This window comes from Nitrospirillum viridazoti CBAmc (assembly GCF_000730165.1).
Taxonomy (GTDB): Bacteria; Pseudomonadota; Alphaproteobacteria; order Azospirillales; family Azospirillaceae; genus Nitrospirillum; species Nitrospirillum viridazoti.
This window is the reverse complement of sequence record NZ_CP022110.1, coordinates 2,039,131-2,056,878: the sequence shown is the minus strand read 5'-3', so window position 1 is coordinate 2,056,878 and position 17,748 is coordinate 2,039,131. Positions and strand designations below refer to the sequence as shown.

Here is a 17,748-nt window from a genome sequence, read left to right as displayed (position 1 = left end):
ACACTACGGCCGCGCCCAGCTATTCGTTGGAGCCAGGGTCCCGGTGGAAAGGCAACAGCAACTGGTCGGAACGGTGAAAACCGCGTTCGAGCTGCACAGCCTGCACAATGACCAGTGGCTTCTGGTCAAGGAAGGGCCTGACCTGCGGCAGATTGAGCCCGCGGCCGCCCTGCTGATCGACCGCAAGGAGGTCGACGGCGTGCGTATCGTGCGCCGCCGCGATTACCTGGACCACGACTTCAAGAGCCACATCACCGTGCGCAAGCGCTTGCGCCCCGGTGTGGCGGAAACCGACCCGCTGCAGATCGCCAACCCCGGTCGCGACGCCTCCTGGTGCGACAAGCCGGAGGATTTCACCGGCGACGTCCAGCGGCAGGTCATCCGCGGCCTGTTCGCCCGCTATCTGGACGATGTGCGCGTGACCCCGCTGGAAGTGCTGTATTACGAGGTGGCGGCCCGCGCGCTGGACAACGCCGGCACGCTGGTCCAGGGCGCGCTGCAACGCCTGGCCAGCCAGCAGGTGCGCGGCAGCCAGCAGAGCGCCGTGTCGCGCATGAAGGAACTGATGGCCATGGTGGACGACGGCCTCAGCCGTCTGTTGGCCAAGGCCAAGGGCAACCCCGTGCCGCCGCTGGCGCCGGGCGGCCTGAAGGCGTTGTCGGACAAGCTGGCCGCCGGCGGGGCGGACCCCATCCCCGGCCTCTATCGCGCCACCGCCGCCTATCTCGCCGGCTGCAAGAGCTGGATGGAAAAGCTGGACCGGCTGTTCCGCCTGTTCAGCCCCGAGCTGACGGTGCGCGAGATGCGCATCATCGACAGCATCGCCGCTGAGATCATGGGTTCCTCCCTGGCCTTGCGCGAGTTGGTGGGGAAGGAGGCCGATCGCATCGAGCTGGTGCTGAACGCCATCAACCTCTATGTCGGCAAGCTGGGCAAGGTGGAGATGGACGCCGCCGGCAGCCACCTGCCGGGCGTCATCACCCTGTCGGAACTGCTGGCGCAGGGTGTGCTGCCGCGCACGCTGGCGGAGCTGCGCCTGGGCCTGCTGCGCCACCTGCACGCCCGCCTGCCGTTCCATGGCGAGCGTAACATTCAGGACGAGTTGCGCGCCCTGGTGCGCATCCAGGACCACCTCAAGGTCACGGCGCCCACCCTGGTGAATGACGAGGAAATCCAGGAAGCCATCGCGCTGCGCGCCGACAAGCTGATCCAGCCGGAAGCCATGTCGGACGTCATGGCCCTGGCCCGCGGCACCTATTCCAAGATCAACCTGATCCTGAGCCTGGTGAACATGGCGCCGGGCCGCCAGGCCAAGGCCAAGCTGGCGCCCTACCTGCGCTCCCTCATCGTGCCGGACGACATCGTCTGGGACATGGGCTGCCAGAATCGGCGTATGGACATCATCCAGCCGCTGAGCGAGCTGTCCGACCGTATCCAGAACGCCGGCCTGCCGGAAACCTCCAAGCGGGAGATGCTGGACATTCTGGACAGCGCCCTGTTCGAGACGGTGCGAACGGAGATCGTCGGCAACCAGGCCATGGGCTTCGCCGACCGCATGCTGGCCCTGATCAACACCTGCGGCGGCCTGCCGGAGGGCAGGGCCCGCACCTTCGCCAGCGAGACGCTGACCACCGCCCTGCGCCGTCCGGAGTTCATCCTGAACTATCTGGAGCGATTCGAGAGCGCCACGGAGCGGCGGGACAACTACTTCAAGCTGTGTGAGAATCTGGCCGCCAGCCGCCTGGTTCCGCCGGCCCTCATCCCCCACGCGGCGGCCTGATCCCGCCACCCTGTCCATATTCGAAAGGATGTTTCGCCGCGCGTTCCGGCATGGCAGCAATGTGTCGCCACCATGCCGTCATGATTGACGTTCTTGCGCGGCGCCCATAATGTCCGCGGCGGGACACGCCTCCCCAACGAGGCGCAACTATTCTGCAAGGAATAGCATCATGACCGTACCGCCGAAGCCCGAGAGCCGGCCGTCGAATCCGAATTTCTCCTCTGGTCCCTGCGCCAAGCGTCCGGGTTGGACGCTGGAAGCCTTGAAGGGCGCCCTGGTGGGCCGCTCGCACCGGTCCAAGCCCGGCAAGGCCAAGCTGCAAGAGGTCATCGACCGCAGCCGCGCCCTGCTGAACATTCCGGCCGATTACCGCATCGGTATCGTCCCGGCCTCCGACACCGGTGCCGTGGAAATGGCCCTGTGGTCGCTGCTCGGCGCCCGTGGCGTCGACATGGTTGCCTGGGAAAGCTTCGGCAAGGATTGGGTGACCGACGTCGTGAAGCAGCTGAAGCTGGCCGACGCCCGCACCTTCACCGCCGGCTACGGCAAGCTGCCGGACCTGACGCAGGTCGATTTCAAGAACGATGTGGTCTTCACCTGGAACGGCACCACCTCTGGCGTGCGTGTGCCCGATGGTGAGTGGATCGCGGCCGACCGCGAAGGCCTGACCATCTGCGACGCGACCTCCGCCGCGTTCGCCATGGACCTGCCCTGGGACAAGCTGGATGTCGTCACCTGGTCCTGGCAGAAGGTGCTGGGCGGTGAGGCGGCCCACGGCATGCTGGTGCTGAGCCCCCGCGCCGTCGCCCGCCTGGAAAGCTATAAGCCGGCATGGCCGCTGCCCAAGATCTTCCGCATGACCAAGGACGGCAAGATCGTCGAAGGCATCTTCAAGGGCGAGACCATCAACACCCCCTCCATGCTGGCGGTGGAAGACGCCCTGGATGGCCTGCGCTGGGCCGAGTCCGTGGGCGGCCTGAAAGGCCTGATAGAACGGTCCGAAAGCAACCTGGCCGCGGTGGCCGATTGGGTTGCGGCCGGCACCACCGCGGCCTTCCTGGCCGAGGTGCCCGCCACCCGCTCCTGTACCTCCATCTGCCTGAAGTTCGCCGACCCGAAGCTGGCCGGTCAGACGCCGGAAGTCCAGGCTGAGGTGGCGAAGAAAGTGGCGTCCCTGCTCGAAAAGGAAGGCGTTGCGCTGGACGCTGGCGCCTACCGCGACGCCCCGCCCGGCCTGCGCATTTGGGGCGGCGCCACGGTGGAGCGGTCCGACATCCAGGCGCTGCTGCCCTGGATCGACTGGGCGTACGCCACGGTCGCGGCCGAACTGGTCGCCTGAGCCGCACCTTAGCGTCTTACACGCCTTTCCTGACATACGGCCTGGCGCCGCCTGGTACACCCGGAGTCCATCCGGGGGCGGCGCCGGCCCATCCTCCAAAAGGATCGCAGAGCCATGCCCAAGGTTCTCATTTCGGACAGCCTGAGCCCCCGCGCCGTCGAGATTTTCAAGGAGCGCGGCGTCGAGGTCGACGTCATCACCGGCCTGAAGCCCGACGAGCTGAAGGCCATCATCGGCAAGTACGATGGCCTGGCCATCCGCTCGTCCACCAAGGTCACCAAGGAAGTGCTGGCCGTCGCCACCAACCTGAAGGTGGTCGGCCGCGCCGGCATCGGCGTCGACAACGTGGACGTGCCCGCCGCCACCGCCAGCGGCGTGGTGGTCATGAACACCCCGTTCGGCAATTCCATCACCACCGCCGAGCACGCCATCGCCATGATGTTCGCGCTGGCCCGTGAAATCCCGGCCGCCAACACCTCCACCCATGCCGGCAAGTGGGAAAAGAACCGCTTTATGGGTGTCGAGCTGTACGGCAAGACCCTGGGCGTCATCGGCTGCGGCAACATCGGCTCCATCGTCGCCGACCGCGCCGTGGGCCTGAAGATGCGCGTCGTCGCCTTCGACCCCTTCCTGTCGGCCGAGCGCGCGCAGGACCTGGGCGTGGAGAAGGTGGAGCTGGACGAGCTGCTGCGCCGCGCCGACTTCATCACCCTGCACACGCCGCTGACCGACGCCACCCGCAACGTCCTGGATGCCAAGGCCCTGGCCAAGACCAAGCCGGGCGTGCGCATCATCAACTGCGCCCGCGGCGGCCTGATCGTCGAGGCCGACCTGAAGGCGGCGCTGGACAGCGGCCATGTCGCCGGCGCCGCCCTGGACGTGTTCGCCGAAGAGCCGGCCAAGGAAAGCATCCTGTTCGGCAATGAGAAGATCATCTGCACGCCGCACCTGGGCGCCTCCACCACCGAGGCGCAGGAGAACGTGGCCCTGCAGGTGGCCGAGCAGATGTCCGACTTCCTGGTGACCGGCGCCGTGGTCAACGCGCTGAACATGCCCTCGGTCTCGGCCGAGGACGCGCCCAAGCTGAAGCCCTACATGAAGTTGGCCGAACAGCTGGGCGGCTTCGCCGGCCAGATCACCGAGACCGGCCTGAAGTCGGTGACGGTGGAGTATGAGGGCCAGGTTGCCGACCTGAACACCCGCCCGCTGACCGCCATCGTCCTCATGGGCCTGCTGTCACCCCTGCTGGCGTCGGTCAACATGGTCAACGCCCCCGTCATCGCGCGCGAGCGGGACATCAAGGTGGCGGAGACCAAGCGGGACGACGCCGCCGACTATCAGACCTTGATCCGCGTGGTGGTGCAGACCGAGCGGGCGACCCGCACCGTGGCCGGTACCCTGTTCGGCGGCGAGAAGCCCCGCATCGTGCAGATCGAGGAAGTGCCGGTCGAGGCGGAGCTGAGCGAGCACATGCTGTTCATCCGCAACGAGGATAAGCCCGGCTTCATCGGCAAGCTGGGCACCACCCTGGGCGACGCCGGCGTCAACATCGCCACCTTCCACCTGGGCCGCACCGAGGCCGGCGCCAACGCCATCGCCCTGGTGTCGGTGGACCAGGAGGTGGCGGACGGGCTGCTGGAACGCATCCAGGGCCTGCCCAGCGTGGTCCGCGCCAAGGCCCTGCGCTTCCAGGCCTGAGGCGGAACCCGCATCATCATCAGGAAGGCCGCCTCGGAGAGACCTGGGGCGGCCTTTTCTTATGCCCACAGCTTCGCGTCAGGATTGTTTCGGAACCGAACCAAATAAATCCGGCTATATGCGCAAGGGTTGATTTTGTGCGTCCCGGCCCCTGTTCTTCTGTGGTATTAGAAGGCACCGGGTTGGCCGTTCCGGCAGGGGACACCCGGCCACCATTCCCGGCCACCGATCCAGCGACACCCTAATCAACCTCAGGTGCCATCGATGAGCTCCACGCCCACCAGTCTGTCGAAGACCGAGTTGTCCTCCGCCCTCCAGGAAATCAGCCGGGAACTGGAAGGCCTGCGCGCCGAGATCGAAAAGGTGGGCACCGTCGCCCAGCAGATTGACGCCATTGCCAAGCAGACCAACCTGCTGGCCCTGAACGCCACCATCGAAGCCGCTCGCGCGGGTGAGGCGGGCAAGGGCTTCGCCGTCGTCGCCGGCGAAGTGAAGAACCTGTCGGGCCAGACCGCCGCCGCTACCGCGGAAATCTCCGCCGTTCTGCAGAGCCTGACCAAGCGCACGCAGCACCTGGGCCAGCTGGTCGAGCGGGCGATCACCTCCGCCTGATAAGGTTGCGGCGGCTCGTTCAAGAGTCGCCCTGGTATTCGCGGGCCCGCGCGGGGGATGCACCCTCAAGCGCGGGCCTGTTTCTTTGCAGGCCCCCACAGGTTTTTTGAGTGACCCTTTGACGGTGCGGCTCTGGGGCAACGAACAATTTCGGATATGGCGACTCTTTCCGATTTTCCGTCATTTCCATCCCCGCCGTTTTGTGACTTATTCTTACGGGGTAGGGGCGGCGGGCGGCCGTCCTAAAAAAGGCTATCTATAGGGGTAGCAAATCGACAACCGCCCAGCCCGCATGAGGGGGCCGTGGATCGCGCCCCGGACCAGATGGCGTAGGGAGAGCACGTGCTGTTCGCGGAGGGACCACAGGCGGCCGGCCATCTCGCCCAACGGGCGATGGAGCGCATGCGCGCCGAGGCGGTGGCCCCGCACCCGCACAACTTCACCGTCTGGTACGCCTACTGCAGCGGCCGCTATCCCGACCTGACCCGGGCGGTGGACATCATCGCCAGCAACGGCCTGGCCTTCACCGAGGCGCGCTGCGCCGACCTCTATCACAAGTTCTTCGCCGCCGATGACGAGATCCAGGCCATCCAGGAGATCGGCGTGAAACTGACCGAGGCCTTGGCCGGCGTCACCGGCGCCGTCGCGTCCGCCGGCAGTGATGTGGGTAATTTCGGCGCGGCCCTGAAGGTGTTCCAGGGCCAGGTTGACCTGTCCGACACCCTGGATCAGTTGCGCGGCGTCATCCGCGCCATGACGGAACAGGCGCAACGCGTGGCCGTGCGTAACCAGTTCCTGCAGACCCAGCTGAGCGACAGCGCGCAACAGCTGGAAACCATGCGCCGCGACCTGGACACCGTGCGGCGCGAGGCCATGACCGACGCCCTGACGGACCTGGCCAACCGCAAGCAGTTCGACCAAGCCCTGCGCGAGGCCGCCGCCACCGCCATGGAGGATGGCCGGCCCCTGTGCCTGCTGATGATCGACATCGATTTCTTCAAGAAATTCAATGACAACCACGGCCATGTTGTGGGCGACCAAGTGCTCAAGCTGGTGGGGCGCACGTTGAAGGACTCCGTGCGCGGCCGCGATACCGCCGCCCGCTTCGGCGGTGAGGAATTCGCCATCATCATGCCGGAATGCACCCTGGACGAGGCGCTGGCCTTCGCGGAGAAGACGCGGGCCACCATCGCCAACCGCCGTATCGTCAAGCGCACCTCGGGCGCCGCCATCGGCAACATCACCCTGTCGGTGGGCGTGGCGCTGTATGAGCCGGGGGAGTCGCTGGGCCGCTTCGTCCAGCGCGCGGACGAGGCGCTTTATATGGCCAAGCACGAAGGCCGTAACCAAGTGCGCGCCCACGTGGATACCGAAGCGGCGTTTGTTTGAGTCCCTCAAACGGCGGGCGCGGGCATCCGCCCGCTTGCCTCATCCTCGATTTCCAGTCCGCTGACGCTTCCCGGAAATCTGCGGCGGCCGCAGTCGCGGCCTAGTTTTACAAGCCAATGGGAAGGGTGAAGATGCCTTCAGCGCCTCACCACTTGCGCTCGGTCTTCATGCCGCCGGCGTTGATGGCGTCCAGGAAGGGGCTGCCGGTCGACTTGCGGTCACGCGTGGCGCGCAGGGTGCCCTGGGCCCGGGTGGCGGCCACTACCTTGATGGCGGCCTCGGTGGCGTCGGTGTGGATTTGGTGCCGCACGTCCGATTCCAGCGACTCGAACGCCTCACGGGCGAAGACCAGCGCATTCTCCGACCGGGTTTCCAGAACCTGGCGCAGGGCGTTGGCCGCCATCAGGCATTCCAGCCGCTCCGGCCCCGACAGATCGTCCAGGACGTCGGCCAGGATGCCGATCGCTTGCAGCGTCTTGGTGTCGTTCAAGCGCAGGTTCATCGGTTCACTCCCCGCTTCGCCAGCCGCCGCCCGAAGGGGCTGCGGAACCGTACGAACGGCTTCATCACGTTGATCATTATCTTTCCACCATATGAACCTCTCGCGCAACGGGATAGGTGCCCGGCCTTTAGGGGAGGGCCCCCCGGCGAAAGAGGGAGAGGACAGGGAAAAGGCCACGGCGGGGGCAGACGAGCGCCGCCTTGTGCTATATATGTTCCCATCATGACCGATCTGTTTTCCCGTCTGGACCCGCCCGCCCCCAAGCCCGCCGAGCCGCAGAAGGCGGAGCCGGTGCCGCCTGCCGCTACTCCCGTGATGACGCCCCGCCCCGCCCCAGCTCCGCCCCCCTCAATGCCTCCCCATGGGCCGGCCGGCTGGTCGCCCGCCTATCTCGATGCGCTGAACCCGGCGCAGCGTGAGGCGGTGGAGTCGCTGGACGGCCCCGTCCTGGTGCTGGCCGGCGCCGGCACGGGGAAGACCCGGGCCCTGACCACACGCTTGGCGCACCTGCTGATGACCCGGCGCGTCAGCCCCTGGAACATCCTGGCCGTCACCTTCACCAACAAGGCGGCGCGTGAGATGCGGGAGCGCGTGGGCGCGCTGATGGGCACGGACACCGAGGGCTGGTGGATGGGCACCTTCCACGCCCTGGCCGCCCGTATCCTGCGCCGCCATGCCGAGCTGGTGGGCCTGACCTCCAGCTTCACCATCCTGGACACCGACGACCAGCTGCGCCTGCTGAAGCAGCTGATGGAGGCGGAGGGGGTGGATGCCAAGAAGTGGCCGGCCCGCCTGCTGCTGTCGGTCATCGAGCGCTGGAAGGACCGGGCCCTGCCGCCCGACCGCCTGCGCCCCGAGGACGCGGGTGAGGCCGCCGGTGGCAAGGTGCTGACCCTCTACCGCCAATACCAGGACCGCCTGCGCACGCTGAACGCCTGCGACTTCGGCGACCTCTTGATGCACAACATCACCCTGTTCCAGGCGCATGCGGACGTGCTGGCGGATTACCATCGCCGCTTCCGCTACATCCTGGTGGATGAGTACCAGGACACCAACGTGGCGCAGTATCTGTGGCTGCGCCTGCTGGCCCAGGGGCATCACAACATCTGCTGCGTCGGCGACGACGATCAGTCCATCTACGGCTGGCGCGGGGCGGAGGTGGGCAACATCCTGCGGTTCGAGCAGGACTTCCCCGGCGCCAAGGTTATCCGCCTGGAACAGAACTACCGCTCCACCGGCCATATCCTGGGCGCCGCCGCCGGTGTCATCGCCCACAACCAGGGCCGCCTGGGCAAAACCCTGTGGACCGAGGCCGAGGGCGGGGAGAAGGTGCGCCTGCGCGGCCTGTGGGACGCCGACAGCGAGGCCCGCTGGGTGGGGGACGAAGTGGAGGCGCTGCAGCGCAAGGGCACCAGCCTGGACCAGATGGCCGTGCTGGTGCGCGCCGGCTTCCAGACCCGCGAGTTCGAAGAGCGCTTCATCACTCTCGGCTTGCCCTACCGTGTGGTGGGTGGCCAGCGCTTCTATGAGCGCCTGGAAATCCGCGACGCCATGGCCTACCTGCGCGTCGTGGCCCAGCCGGCCGATGATTTGGCGTTCGAGCGCATCATCAACACGCCCAAGCGCGGCATCGGGCCCGCCACCATCCAGCAGCTGTACCAGACCAGCCGGGTGCTGGGCGTGCCGTTGCTGGAGGCCACCTGGCGCCTGACCGAGACGGATGAGCTGAAGCCCAAGGTGCGCGGCACCCTGCGCGGCCTGGTGGAGGATTTCGCCCGCTGGCGGGCGCAGATGGACACCGTGCGTCACACCGACCTGGTCCAGTCCATCCTGGATGAGAGCGGCTATACCCGCATGTGGCAGGAGGACAAGACGCCGGAGGCGCCGGGCCGCCTGGAAAACCTCAAGGAACTCGTCAACGCCATGGGCGAGTTCGAGAACCTGTTGGGCTTCCTGGAGCATGTTAGCCTGGTGATGGAGAACGCGGAGACGGTGGATTCCGCCCAGGTCTCGCTCATGACCCTGCACGGCGCCAAGGGACTGGAGTTTGACGTGGTCTTCCTGCCCGGGTGGGAGGAGGGCGTGTTCCCCAGCCAGCGCACCCTGGATGAGAACGGCATCGCGGGATTGGAGGAGGAACGGCGCCTGGCCTATGTCGGCATCACCCGGGGCCGCAAGCGCGTCTACATCAGCCACGCCGCCAACCGCCGCATCCACGGCACCTGGTCCACCAGCCTGCCGTCACGCTTCATCGGGGAACTGCCGGATGATCACATCGCGGTGGAGAACGATCCCGGCCTGACCTCAGGCCATTGGGGGCAAGGGATGGCTGGTGGCGGCAACGATGGCGGCTACGGCCGGGGCGGTTCTTCCTGGGGTGCCCGCAGCGACAGTTTCAGCGACAGCTTCAACCGCATGGGACGCCAGGCGCCCGCCGGGAACCGCACTAGCCGCCTGATCGAGGGCACGGCCCTGGACGTCACCCCGCGCGCGCGCCCCGACGCCCCCTTCCGCCCCGGCGCCCGCGTCTTTCACCAGAAGTTCGGCTACGGCGTGGTCAAGGCGGTGGAAAACGACAAGTTGGAAATCTACTTCGAACACTCCGGCACGAAGAAGGTTATGGACAGCTTCGTCGTGCCGGCGGACCAGGCGGGGAAATAGAAATAGGGTCAGGGGCGCAAACCCTCACGCCCGCTCGTACGTGCCGGTCAGGGTGCCCCAGGCCAGCACGGTCTGGGGCGTCAGGGCGGCCAGCAGGTCGGCCAGGCTGGGCAGGTCCGGCAGGGCCAGCGGGTGTTCCAGGGCCAGCAGCTGGAAGACGTAGCGGTGGGGGCCGTGGCCGTGCACCGGACGCGGCCCGGCATAGCCGACGCGGCCGAACAGGCCCCGGCCCAGGATGACGCCGTTGCCCACCTGGGGGCACAGCTCCCCCTCCTCGAAACCCTTGCGTTTGGGGGCGATGGCCGTGGCCAGCAGGTGGGTCACCGGCCGGGGCAAGGGCGCGTCCGGGTCCTGCATCACCAGGGCCAAGGCCGCCGTGCCGGCGGGCACGCCCGTCCAGGTGAGCGTCGGGGATAGGTTCTCGCCCACGCCGCTGCCGGCATGGCGTCGGGGAATGGCCGTGCCCTCGGCGAAAGCGGGGCTGCTGAGGCACAGGCTGGCCGGCGCATCCTTCACCAGGGGATGGTTGACGACCAGGCGGGCATCCCCCGCACGCAGGCCCCGCAGCAGGCGGCCCAGCCAGTGGCGTTTGGGCGCGGCGGGGCGCGTGCCGTGGCCGCGGTCCAGGATCAAGGGGGGCAGGCCGCTGTCCAGGGTGGTCCTCATGCGGTTCCTCCCGCGTCAGGGTGATGAGCGGCGCCCAGGTGAGGAGGTGACGGCGGCGGCGGCCCGTGTTATGCGAGGATGGTCTCGCATAACGGATAGTTGAGGATGCCCTCGCAAAAGTCAACAGCCGCCCCGAATACCGCCCCCGATGCTGCCCCCAACGCGGCCGGGCGGGCGCCCAAACGGGCGCGCGGGCGGCAACGCGTTGCTGCCTTGCTGGACGCCGCCACCGTGGTGTTCGCGGAAAAGGGCTATGACGCGGCCACGATGACGGAGATCGCGGCACGGTCCAGCACGGCCATCGGCTCCCTCTACCGCTTCTTCCCGTCCAAGGAGGCCCTGGCCGAGGGGCTGCTGCACCGCTATGGTGAGCGGGCGGGGGCCGGCCTGGATGCCATCGCCGCCCGGGCGCCCGCGCTGACAGCGGCCCAGATGGCGGATGCGCTGCTGGATTTGATGATGGCGCTGAAAAGCGAGCGCACCGCCCTGAAGGTACTGATGGATGCCCGGGTGGACGGCGCCAACCGGCGGCAGTACCTGCGCGGTGTCATCCGCGGCCGTATGGCCGGTGTACTGTCCGCCCATGCGCCTGGACTGTCGGCGGAACGGGCCGACCTCCTCTCGGTCATGTTGCTGCACCTGATGAAGACCATTCCTGAATTGGCGGAGGAGGCGGAGGCCGCGGCCCTGTTCCAGGAGATGCGGCTGGTGCTCTCCGCCTATCTCGCGGCGGCGGTGGCCGGAGGCTGACACGCCGCTAGGGTCAGCGGCAGAACGTCCCTGGCAGAATGCCCCCCTGCTAAAACGCCCACTGGCGGCCGGGGGTCGGGTTGCTGTTATGGTGGCCATCACGCGGCGCGGTTGGAAGTCAGGTCAGCGATGTCGGCATCAGGTCCTTGGGAACGGTTCGTCTGTGGCGAGCCTGTGCCATGGTTCAACGGTCCCACCCATACACATCCCCGGTTCGCGCTGGACACGGTGGCCGGCCGCCATGTGCTGCTGGGCTTCTTCGCGTCGGCCGGGGAGGCGGTGGGGGCCGGCATGCTGCGCACGGTGGCCGCGCACCGCGCCTTGTTCGATGACGACCGGGTCTGCTTCTTCGGCGTCACCACCAACCCCGGTGACGATGCCGCCGGCCAAGTCACGCCGCAGCTGCCCGGCATCCGCTATTTCCTGGATTACGATTCCAGCCTCAGCCGGGGCTATGGCGCCGTCGGCGCGGATGGTGTCCACACGGGCTTCTGGCTGCTGCTGGATCCCACCCTGCGGGTCCTGATGGCGGCACCCGCCGCCGAGGCGGACCGGGTGATGTCGGCGGTGGCGGCCCTGCCGCCCCCTGATCTGCACGCCGGCATGGCGGTGCAGGCGCCCGTGCTGGTGGTGCCCCGGGTGTTCGAGCCCGACTTCTGCCGCCTGCTGATCGCCCTGCATCAGGATCGCGGCGGTTTGGATTCCGGCGTGATGAACGAGGTCGATGGCCGGCTGGTGGGGGTCTACGATTATAGCCGCAAGCGCCGCCGCGACTATTTCATGGAGGAGGAGGCGCTATGCCAGGCGGCGACCCAGCGCATCGCCCGTCGCCTGTTGCCCCAGGTGCGCCAGGCTTTCGCCTTCGAGGCCACGCGCATGGAGCGTCATGTGGTCGCCTGTTATGACGCGGCGGAGGGCGGCTATTTCCGCCCGCACCGCGACAACACCTCCGCCGGCACCGCCCATCGCCGCTTCGCCGTCACCCTGAACCTGAACACGGAGGACTATGAGGGCGGGGAACTGCGTTTCCCCGAATTCGGCCCCCGCACCTATCGCGCGCCCACCGGCGGCGCCGTGGTCTTTTCCTGCAGCCTGTTGCATGAGGCCCTGCCGGTCACCCGGGGCCGCCGCTATGCCTATCTGCCCTTCCTGTTCGATGAGGCGGGGGAGCGACAGCAGCGCGAATACCGGGAATGGGCGGCGCAGGCCGACGCCCGATCCACCGACTAAAGCGTATCCAGCGCTTCCACCACTGCCGCCATCACGGCCGGCCAGTCGCCCGGTGCCGGCTGGCGGAACAGGCGCATCGACGGGTACCAGGGGCTGTCCGTGCGATCGTCCATCCACCGCCACTCCGCCACGTAAGGCAGGAGCAGCCAGGTGGGCCGCCCCAGAGCCCCTGCCAGGTGGGCCACGGCGGTGTCCACGGTGATGACCAGATCCAGGGCGCTGATGGCCGCCGCCGTCTCGGCGAAGTCGGTAAGGTCCGGTCCCAGGGGGCTGAGCCCTGCTACCGGCGCCCCGTCCTTCTGCAGGCTGTGCCAGGCGATGTCCGCGCGGCGCAGCAATGGCGCCAGCGTTTCCGGCGGCAAGGAACGGTGGCGGTCGTTCCAGTGGCCGGGATTGCCCTGCCACACCAGCCCGGCGGTCAGGCGCCGGCCGTTCCGGCTCTCCGCGATGCGCGGGCCCCATCGCAGGCGACTGTCTTCCGGCGCCCGCAGATAGGGGACGGACCCGCCGGGCAGGGTGTCGAGCGTGACGCCCAGGCGCCCGGGCAGGCTCATCATCGGCAGGTGGGCATCGGCCTGGGGCAGGTCGCCGATGCCGGGAAAGTCTGCAGAAAGGGGCAGCAGGGCAGGGCGAACCGCCGCCAGGTCCAGCAAATCCCAACTGGCCTCGATCAGCCGGATCAGTTCCGCCCGCGTTTCCACCACCAGGCGCGCGTTGGCGGCCCGCGCCGCGGGCGCCAGGAAGCGCAGCATCTGCAAGGTGTCGCCCCAGCCCTGTTCGGAATGGACCAGCAAAGCGCCGCCGCCCAAGTCCTCGCCCATCCACAGGGGCATGGGGAAGGGGCGGCGCTGCGCCGCCAGACCCGCATTGCCCGTCCAGCGCCATTCGGCTTCGGCCCAACCCTCGGCCAGGCGGCCAAGCTTCAGCAGAACCTGCGACCGGTTCCACCGGATCTTGGCGTCGTTGGGGGCCAGCGCCAGGCCGGCGTCATAGGCGGCGAGCGCGCCCATGCTGTCGCCGGTGTGATCCAGGATCGTGCCCAAATTGATCCAGGCGGGCCGGTGGGCCGCGTCCGCCGCCACGGCATGGCGATAGGCCTGGATGGCGGCGGGGCCGTCGCCCAGCCCCTCATGCACCTTGCCCAGATTGTGCCAGGAATCGGCGCTGCCCGGGGCCAGCGCCACCGCCCGCTCCAGGCAGCGCCGGGCGCCCTGCAGGTCACCTTGCTCCGTCAGGCAGACGCCCAGATTGCTGTAGGCGTTGGTATGGTTGGGATTGGCGGCGATGGCCTGGCGGTGGTGGTCCGCCGCCTCGGCCAGCCGGCCCAGGGACTTCAGCGCGATGCCCCGGTTGTCCAGCAGGGCGGCGTCGCGGGGTGCCAAGGCCAAACCCGCCTGGAACAGGCGGTCGGCCTCGGCGGCATCACCTTGGGCCAAGCGCAGGGCGCCCAGGTTGCTGAGCGCGTCGCGGTGCTCCTGCCGCTCCGGCCCCGTCTGCTCCATCAGCCGCTGATAAGCCGCCGCCGCCCGGGACAGATCCCCTGCGCGGTGCGCGATCAACGCTACTCGGAACAGGGCTGCGGGGGTGCTCATCTTGGGGGCCGGTCCTTGCCGTGGCGTGCCGTGATAAGACCGGCTGCCCGGCGGCAATTCAAGGCAATTGGGTGGAGGGGTCGCAGGGCTTCGCCGTTACGCCCGTGTTACAAACCACCCCGCGCCTTGGCCGCAAGTGCCTGATATAAAGGGCCCAACCTGCGGAAGCCCGGGTCGCCGGCTTCCGCCCATGAACATCGGGGGCTTTGCTGAATGTCGGGCAAGATCACTCTACGCCGCGCCGTCCTGGCGGCGGCGTCCACCGTTTCCCTGCTGACGCTGACCCTGCCGGCGCGCGCCGCCGACGATCCCAAGGTCGATCCCAAATACATCTGGGACCTGAGCGACTACTACAAGTCGCCGGCGGACTGGGACGCCGCGCGGGCCAAGATCAAGGCCGAACTGCCGGGCCTGGCCAAGTACAAGGGCACGCTGGCCAAAGGGCCGGCGGCCACGCTGGCGGCGCTGGAGGCCATCTACGGCGTCTATCATGAGCTGGAGCAGGTGGGCACCTACGCCAGCACCATCGCCAGCACCGACACGCGCGACGCGCCGGCGCAGGAGCGGGACGGCCTGGCCCAGGACCTGTCGGGTGAGGTCTCGGCCGCGACCGCCTGGCTGTCGCCGGAGATCCAGGCGCTGGGCACCGCCAAGGTCGATGCCTACCTGAAGGCCGAGCCCAAGCTGGCCAAGTTCGGCTTCGCCCTGCATGACGCGCTGCGCCTGAAGCCGCATACCCTGGGGGCGGAGGCCGAGGGGGTCCTGGCGGCGCTGAGCCCGGCGCTGGGCGGCGGCGGCACCACCTACAACCTGCTGTCCAACGCCGACATCGACTGGCCCACCATCACCCTTCCCAATGGGCAATCGGTGAAGCTGACCCAGGCCAATTACCAGAAGTATCGCGAGGATCCGGACCGCGCCGTGCGCAAGGCCGTGTTCGACGCCTTCTGGACCAAGTTCGGCCAATACGCCAACACCATGGGCTCCACCTTGGGCAACACGGTGCAGGGCGACGTCATCCAGTCCAAGCTGCGCCATTACCCGTCGGCGGTGGCGGCCTCGCTGTCCAACAACGACATTCCCGAGGGCGTCTACCGCACCCTGGTGGCGGAGGCCAACAAGGGCCTGCCCACGCTGCACCGCTATTTCAAGCTGCGTCAGCGCATGCTGAACCTGCCCGACCTGCACTATTACGACATCTATCCGCCCCTGGTGTCGTCCGACGCCAAATTCCCCGTCGAGGAGGGCGAGAAGCTGGTGCTGGCGGCGGTGAAGCCGCTGGGGGACGACTACCAGAAGGCGCTGGCGGACGGCTTTGCCCATCGCTGGATGCATGCCTATCCCCAGGAGGGCAAGCAGTCCGGCGCCTACCAGACGGGCGTCTACGGGCTGCACCCCGTTGTTTTCCTGAACTATCAGGACAACTACAACTCCGTCTCCACGCTGGCCCATGAATGGGGCCACGCCATGCACACCACCTTCGCTAACCGCACCCAGCCCTATGAGCTGGCGGGCTATTCCCTGTTCATGGCGGAGATCGCGTCCACGGCGAACGAATTCCTGCTGTCCGACTACATGCTGGCCAACGCCAAGACGCGCCAGGAAAAGCTGCTGTACCTGGGCAATGAGCTGGAGACCATCCGCGCCACTTTCTTCCGCCAGACCATGTTCGCCGAGTTCGAACTGCAGGTGCATGACGCGGTGGAGAAGGGCGAGCCCATGTCGGGCAAGCGCATGACGGAAATCTACCTGGGCCTGCTGCGCAAGTACCACGGCGCCGACCAGGGCGTGATGCAGATCGATCCGGTGTACGCGGCGGAATGGGCCTTCATCCCCCATTTCTACCGGCCCTTCTACGTCTACCAGTACGCCACCTCTATCTCCGCCTCTGCCTATTTCACGGAGAAGATCCGCGACGGGGGGCCGGCGGCGCGCGACACCTACCTGGCGGCGCTGAAGGCCGGCGGGTCGGACTATCCGGTCAACGTGCTGAGGAAGGCCGGTCTGGACATGGCCTCGCCGGCCCCCTACCAGGCGCTGGTGCGGCGCATGGACGCCGTCATCACCGAGATGGAACGGTTGCTGGATCAGAAGGACAATTGAGGCGCCTTCCTGGCGGAAGGCTGCGTTCACACGCCACGCAGGCTCACGGCCCACCGGGCCGCGGACGCAGTCACGTCCGATACATATCCCGGCTGTTCGGCCGGGATATGTATGAGGCTTCACAGGCGAATCAGCACCGTCTATAGAGAAACAGCAGGTTCCGGCGGGGCAGCCCGCCGGAACCTTTTGCCATGGGCTTTCATGATTTTGCGGGAGTGTGGTGATGTCGGGCATGTGGCGGGTCGCACTGACGGTGCATGAGGATGTAGTGCAGAACTTCGCCCAGGTGCTGGAGAGCCATGTCGACGCCGTGTCCACCTTCGAGTTGGAAGAGGGCGGCAACTGGCTGATCGAGGGCACCAGCCATGGCGAGCCCGACCAGTCCCGCCTGGTGGCCCGTGTCACCGTCCTGGCCATGGCCCTGGGCGTGCCGCAGCCCCAGATCGAGGTGGAGCCGCTGGCCCCCATCGACTGGGTGACCCAGACCTACCTCAGCTTCCCGCCCATCCGCGCCGGCCGCTTCTTCGTCCACGGAAGCCACCACAAGAAGCCGGTGCCCGCCGGTGCCATCGGCTTGCTGATCGAAGCCGCCATGGCCTTCGGCTCCGGTGAGCACGCCACCACCCAGGGCTGCCTGCGCGCGCTGAGCGACCTCAACAAGTCCATGCCCGTCACCCGGGCGCTGGACATGGGCTGCGGCTCCGGCATCCTGGCCTTCGCCATCGCCAAGCTGTGGCACGCCCCGGTGGCGGCGGTGGACATCGACGCCCTGTCCATCATGATCGCCGCCGAGAACGCCCGCCTGAACAAGGTGGACAAGCTGGTGACCTGCCGCGGCGGCGACGGCTACCGCACCCCCATCGTGCGGCAGAAGGGCCCCTATGACCTGATCGTCGCCAACATCCTGGCCCGCCCCCTGGCCCGCATGGCGCCGCAGCTGCGCCGCAACCTGCGCCCGGGCGGTGTCGCCGTGCTGTCCGGCCTGTTGGCCCGGCAGGAGAAGCTGGTCATCGCCGCCCACCGCCGCCAGGGTCTGAAGCTGGTGCGCCGCTACCAGATCGGCGAGTGGAACACGCTGGTGATGAAGGGCTGAGGCCCCCAAATCCAAAACTTCTAGAATCCAAAATTTCCATGATGTTGAACGCCGGTCCCGCCCAGGGCCGGCGTTCGTCTTTTCCGGGCGCGTTTTCACGCCTGTAAATTCATGTAACGCGTGTGTAAACGCGGCAGACAGGGGCGGGCTGCCAAGCGTATCACGAAGGCCTTGGGCACCACCGTCCCGCACGGACGTACGGCCCAACGGATACGGCATCGGGCGACCGGCGCCGGTAAGTCGCGGCGGGGGTCTTCTCCCCGCGTTGGTCCCCGCCGCGACGCTTCCCCCCCCCTCGCATGAGGGCTTCCCACCAAAAAATTTGATGCTGTC

Annotated in this window: 13 protein-coding genes; 10 read left to right on the top strand and 3 right to left on the bottom strand. The window is 67.7% G+C overall.

The features are described from left to right. The first annotated feature begins 73 nt into the window (after positions 1-73). The 5 genes from Y958_RS09440 to Y958_RS09420 all read left to right on the top strand — a co-directional run bounded on the left by Y958_RS09440 (position 74) and on the right by Y958_RS09420 (position 6,818). The gene (locus Y958_RS09440) at positions 74-1,780 is read left to right on the top strand and encodes a hypothetical protein (protein ID WP_244411089.1); all 1,707 of its coding nucleotides are present in this window, start codon (positions 74-76) and stop codon (positions 1,778-1,780) included. A gap of 169 nt (positions 1,781-1,949) precedes the next feature. Further along, positions 1,950-3,119: a phosphoserine transaminase gene (locus Y958_RS09435; protein ID WP_088871785.1), complete on the top strand. Its 1,170-nt coding sequence runs from the start codon at positions 1,950-1,952 to the stop codon at positions 3,117-3,119. A gap of 114 nt (positions 3,120-3,233) precedes the next feature. Next, positions 3,234-4,817 (top strand): phosphoglycerate dehydrogenase, encoded by a 1,584-nt coding sequence (gene serA / locus Y958_RS09430; protein WP_088871784.1) that lies wholly within the window; start codon positions 3,234-3,236, stop codon positions 4,815-4,817. Between the two features lie 264 nt (positions 4,818-5,081). Then, positions 5,082-5,429 carry a methyl-accepting chemotaxis protein gene (locus Y958_RS32770; protein ID WP_004273812.1) on the top strand — a complete coding sequence of 116 codons (348 nt, stop codon included), beginning with the start codon at positions 5,082-5,084 and terminating at the stop codon, positions 5,427-5,429. Between the two features lie 342 nt (positions 5,430-5,771). Further along, positions 5,772-6,818 carry a GGDEF domain-containing protein gene (locus Y958_RS09420; RefSeq protein WP_088871783.1) on the top strand — a complete coding sequence of 349 codons (1,047 nt, stop codon included), beginning with the start codon at positions 5,772-5,774 and terminating at the stop codon, positions 6,816-6,818. A 145-nt stretch (positions 6,819-6,963) separates the two neighbouring features. Here Y958_RS09420 and Y958_RS09415 read toward each other — a convergent pair whose 3' ends face one another. Beyond that, a complete protein-coding gene (locus Y958_RS09415) occupies positions 6,964-7,320 on the bottom strand; it encodes a hypothetical protein (RefSeq protein WP_050898563.1) in 357 nt (118 codons plus the stop codon). Positions 7,321-7,671: 351 nt separating this feature from the next. Here Y958_RS09415 and Y958_RS09410 point away from each other — a divergent pair, with 351 nt between their 5' ends. Then, positions 7,672-9,981: an ATP-dependent helicase gene (locus Y958_RS09410; RefSeq protein WP_244909429.1), complete on the top strand. Its 2,310-nt coding sequence runs from the start codon at positions 7,672-7,674 to the stop codon at positions 9,979-9,981. 24 nt (positions 9,982-10,005) lie between these two features. Here Y958_RS09410 and Y958_RS09405 read toward each other — a convergent pair whose 3' ends face one another. Further along, positions 10,006-10,647, bottom strand: coding sequence for a YbhB/YbcL family Raf kinase inhibitor-like protein (locus Y958_RS09405; RefSeq protein WP_088871782.1), 642 nt, complete (start codon positions 10,645-10,647; stop codon positions 10,006-10,008). Positions 10,648-10,752: 105 nt separating this feature from the next. Between Y958_RS09405 and Y958_RS09400 the strand changes: the two genes are divergently transcribed. Both Y958_RS09400 and Y958_RS09395 read left to right on the top strand, forming a co-directional pair. Further along, complete coding sequence (locus Y958_RS09400) at positions 10,753-11,397, top strand: TetR/AcrR family transcriptional regulator (RefSeq protein WP_088871781.1); 645 nt, start codon at positions 10,753-10,755, stop codon at positions 11,395-11,397. A 129-nt stretch (positions 11,398-11,526) separates the two neighbouring features. Continuing rightward, the gene (locus Y958_RS09395) at positions 11,527-12,627 is read left to right on the top strand and encodes a 2OG-Fe(II) oxygenase family protein (RefSeq protein WP_088871780.1); all 1,101 of its coding nucleotides are present in this window, start codon (positions 11,527-11,529) and stop codon (positions 12,625-12,627) included. On the opposite strand, the gene Y958_RS09390 is transcribed toward Y958_RS09395, so the two are convergent. Next, on the bottom strand, positions 12,624-14,219 hold the full coding sequence (locus tag Y958_RS09390; protein WP_088871779.1) for a tetratricopeptide repeat protein: 1,596 nt from the start codon (positions 14,217-14,219) through the stop codon (positions 12,624-12,626). The genes Y958_RS09395 and Y958_RS09390 overlap by 4 nt on opposite strands. A 213-nt stretch (positions 14,220-14,432) precedes the next feature. Between Y958_RS09390 and pepF the strand changes: the two genes are divergently transcribed. Next, positions 14,433-16,322, top strand: a complete 1,890-nt coding sequence (gene pepF / locus Y958_RS09385) for an oligoendopeptidase F (RefSeq protein WP_088871778.1) — start codon at positions 14,433-14,435, stop codon at positions 16,320-16,322. A gap of 223 nt (positions 16,323-16,545) precedes the next feature. Beyond that, complete coding sequence (locus tag Y958_RS09380; RefSeq protein WP_244909247.1) at positions 16,546-17,415, top strand: 50S ribosomal protein L11 methyltransferase; 870 nt, start codon at positions 16,546-16,548, stop codon at positions 17,413-17,415. Positions 17,416-17,748: the final 333 nt, after the last annotated feature.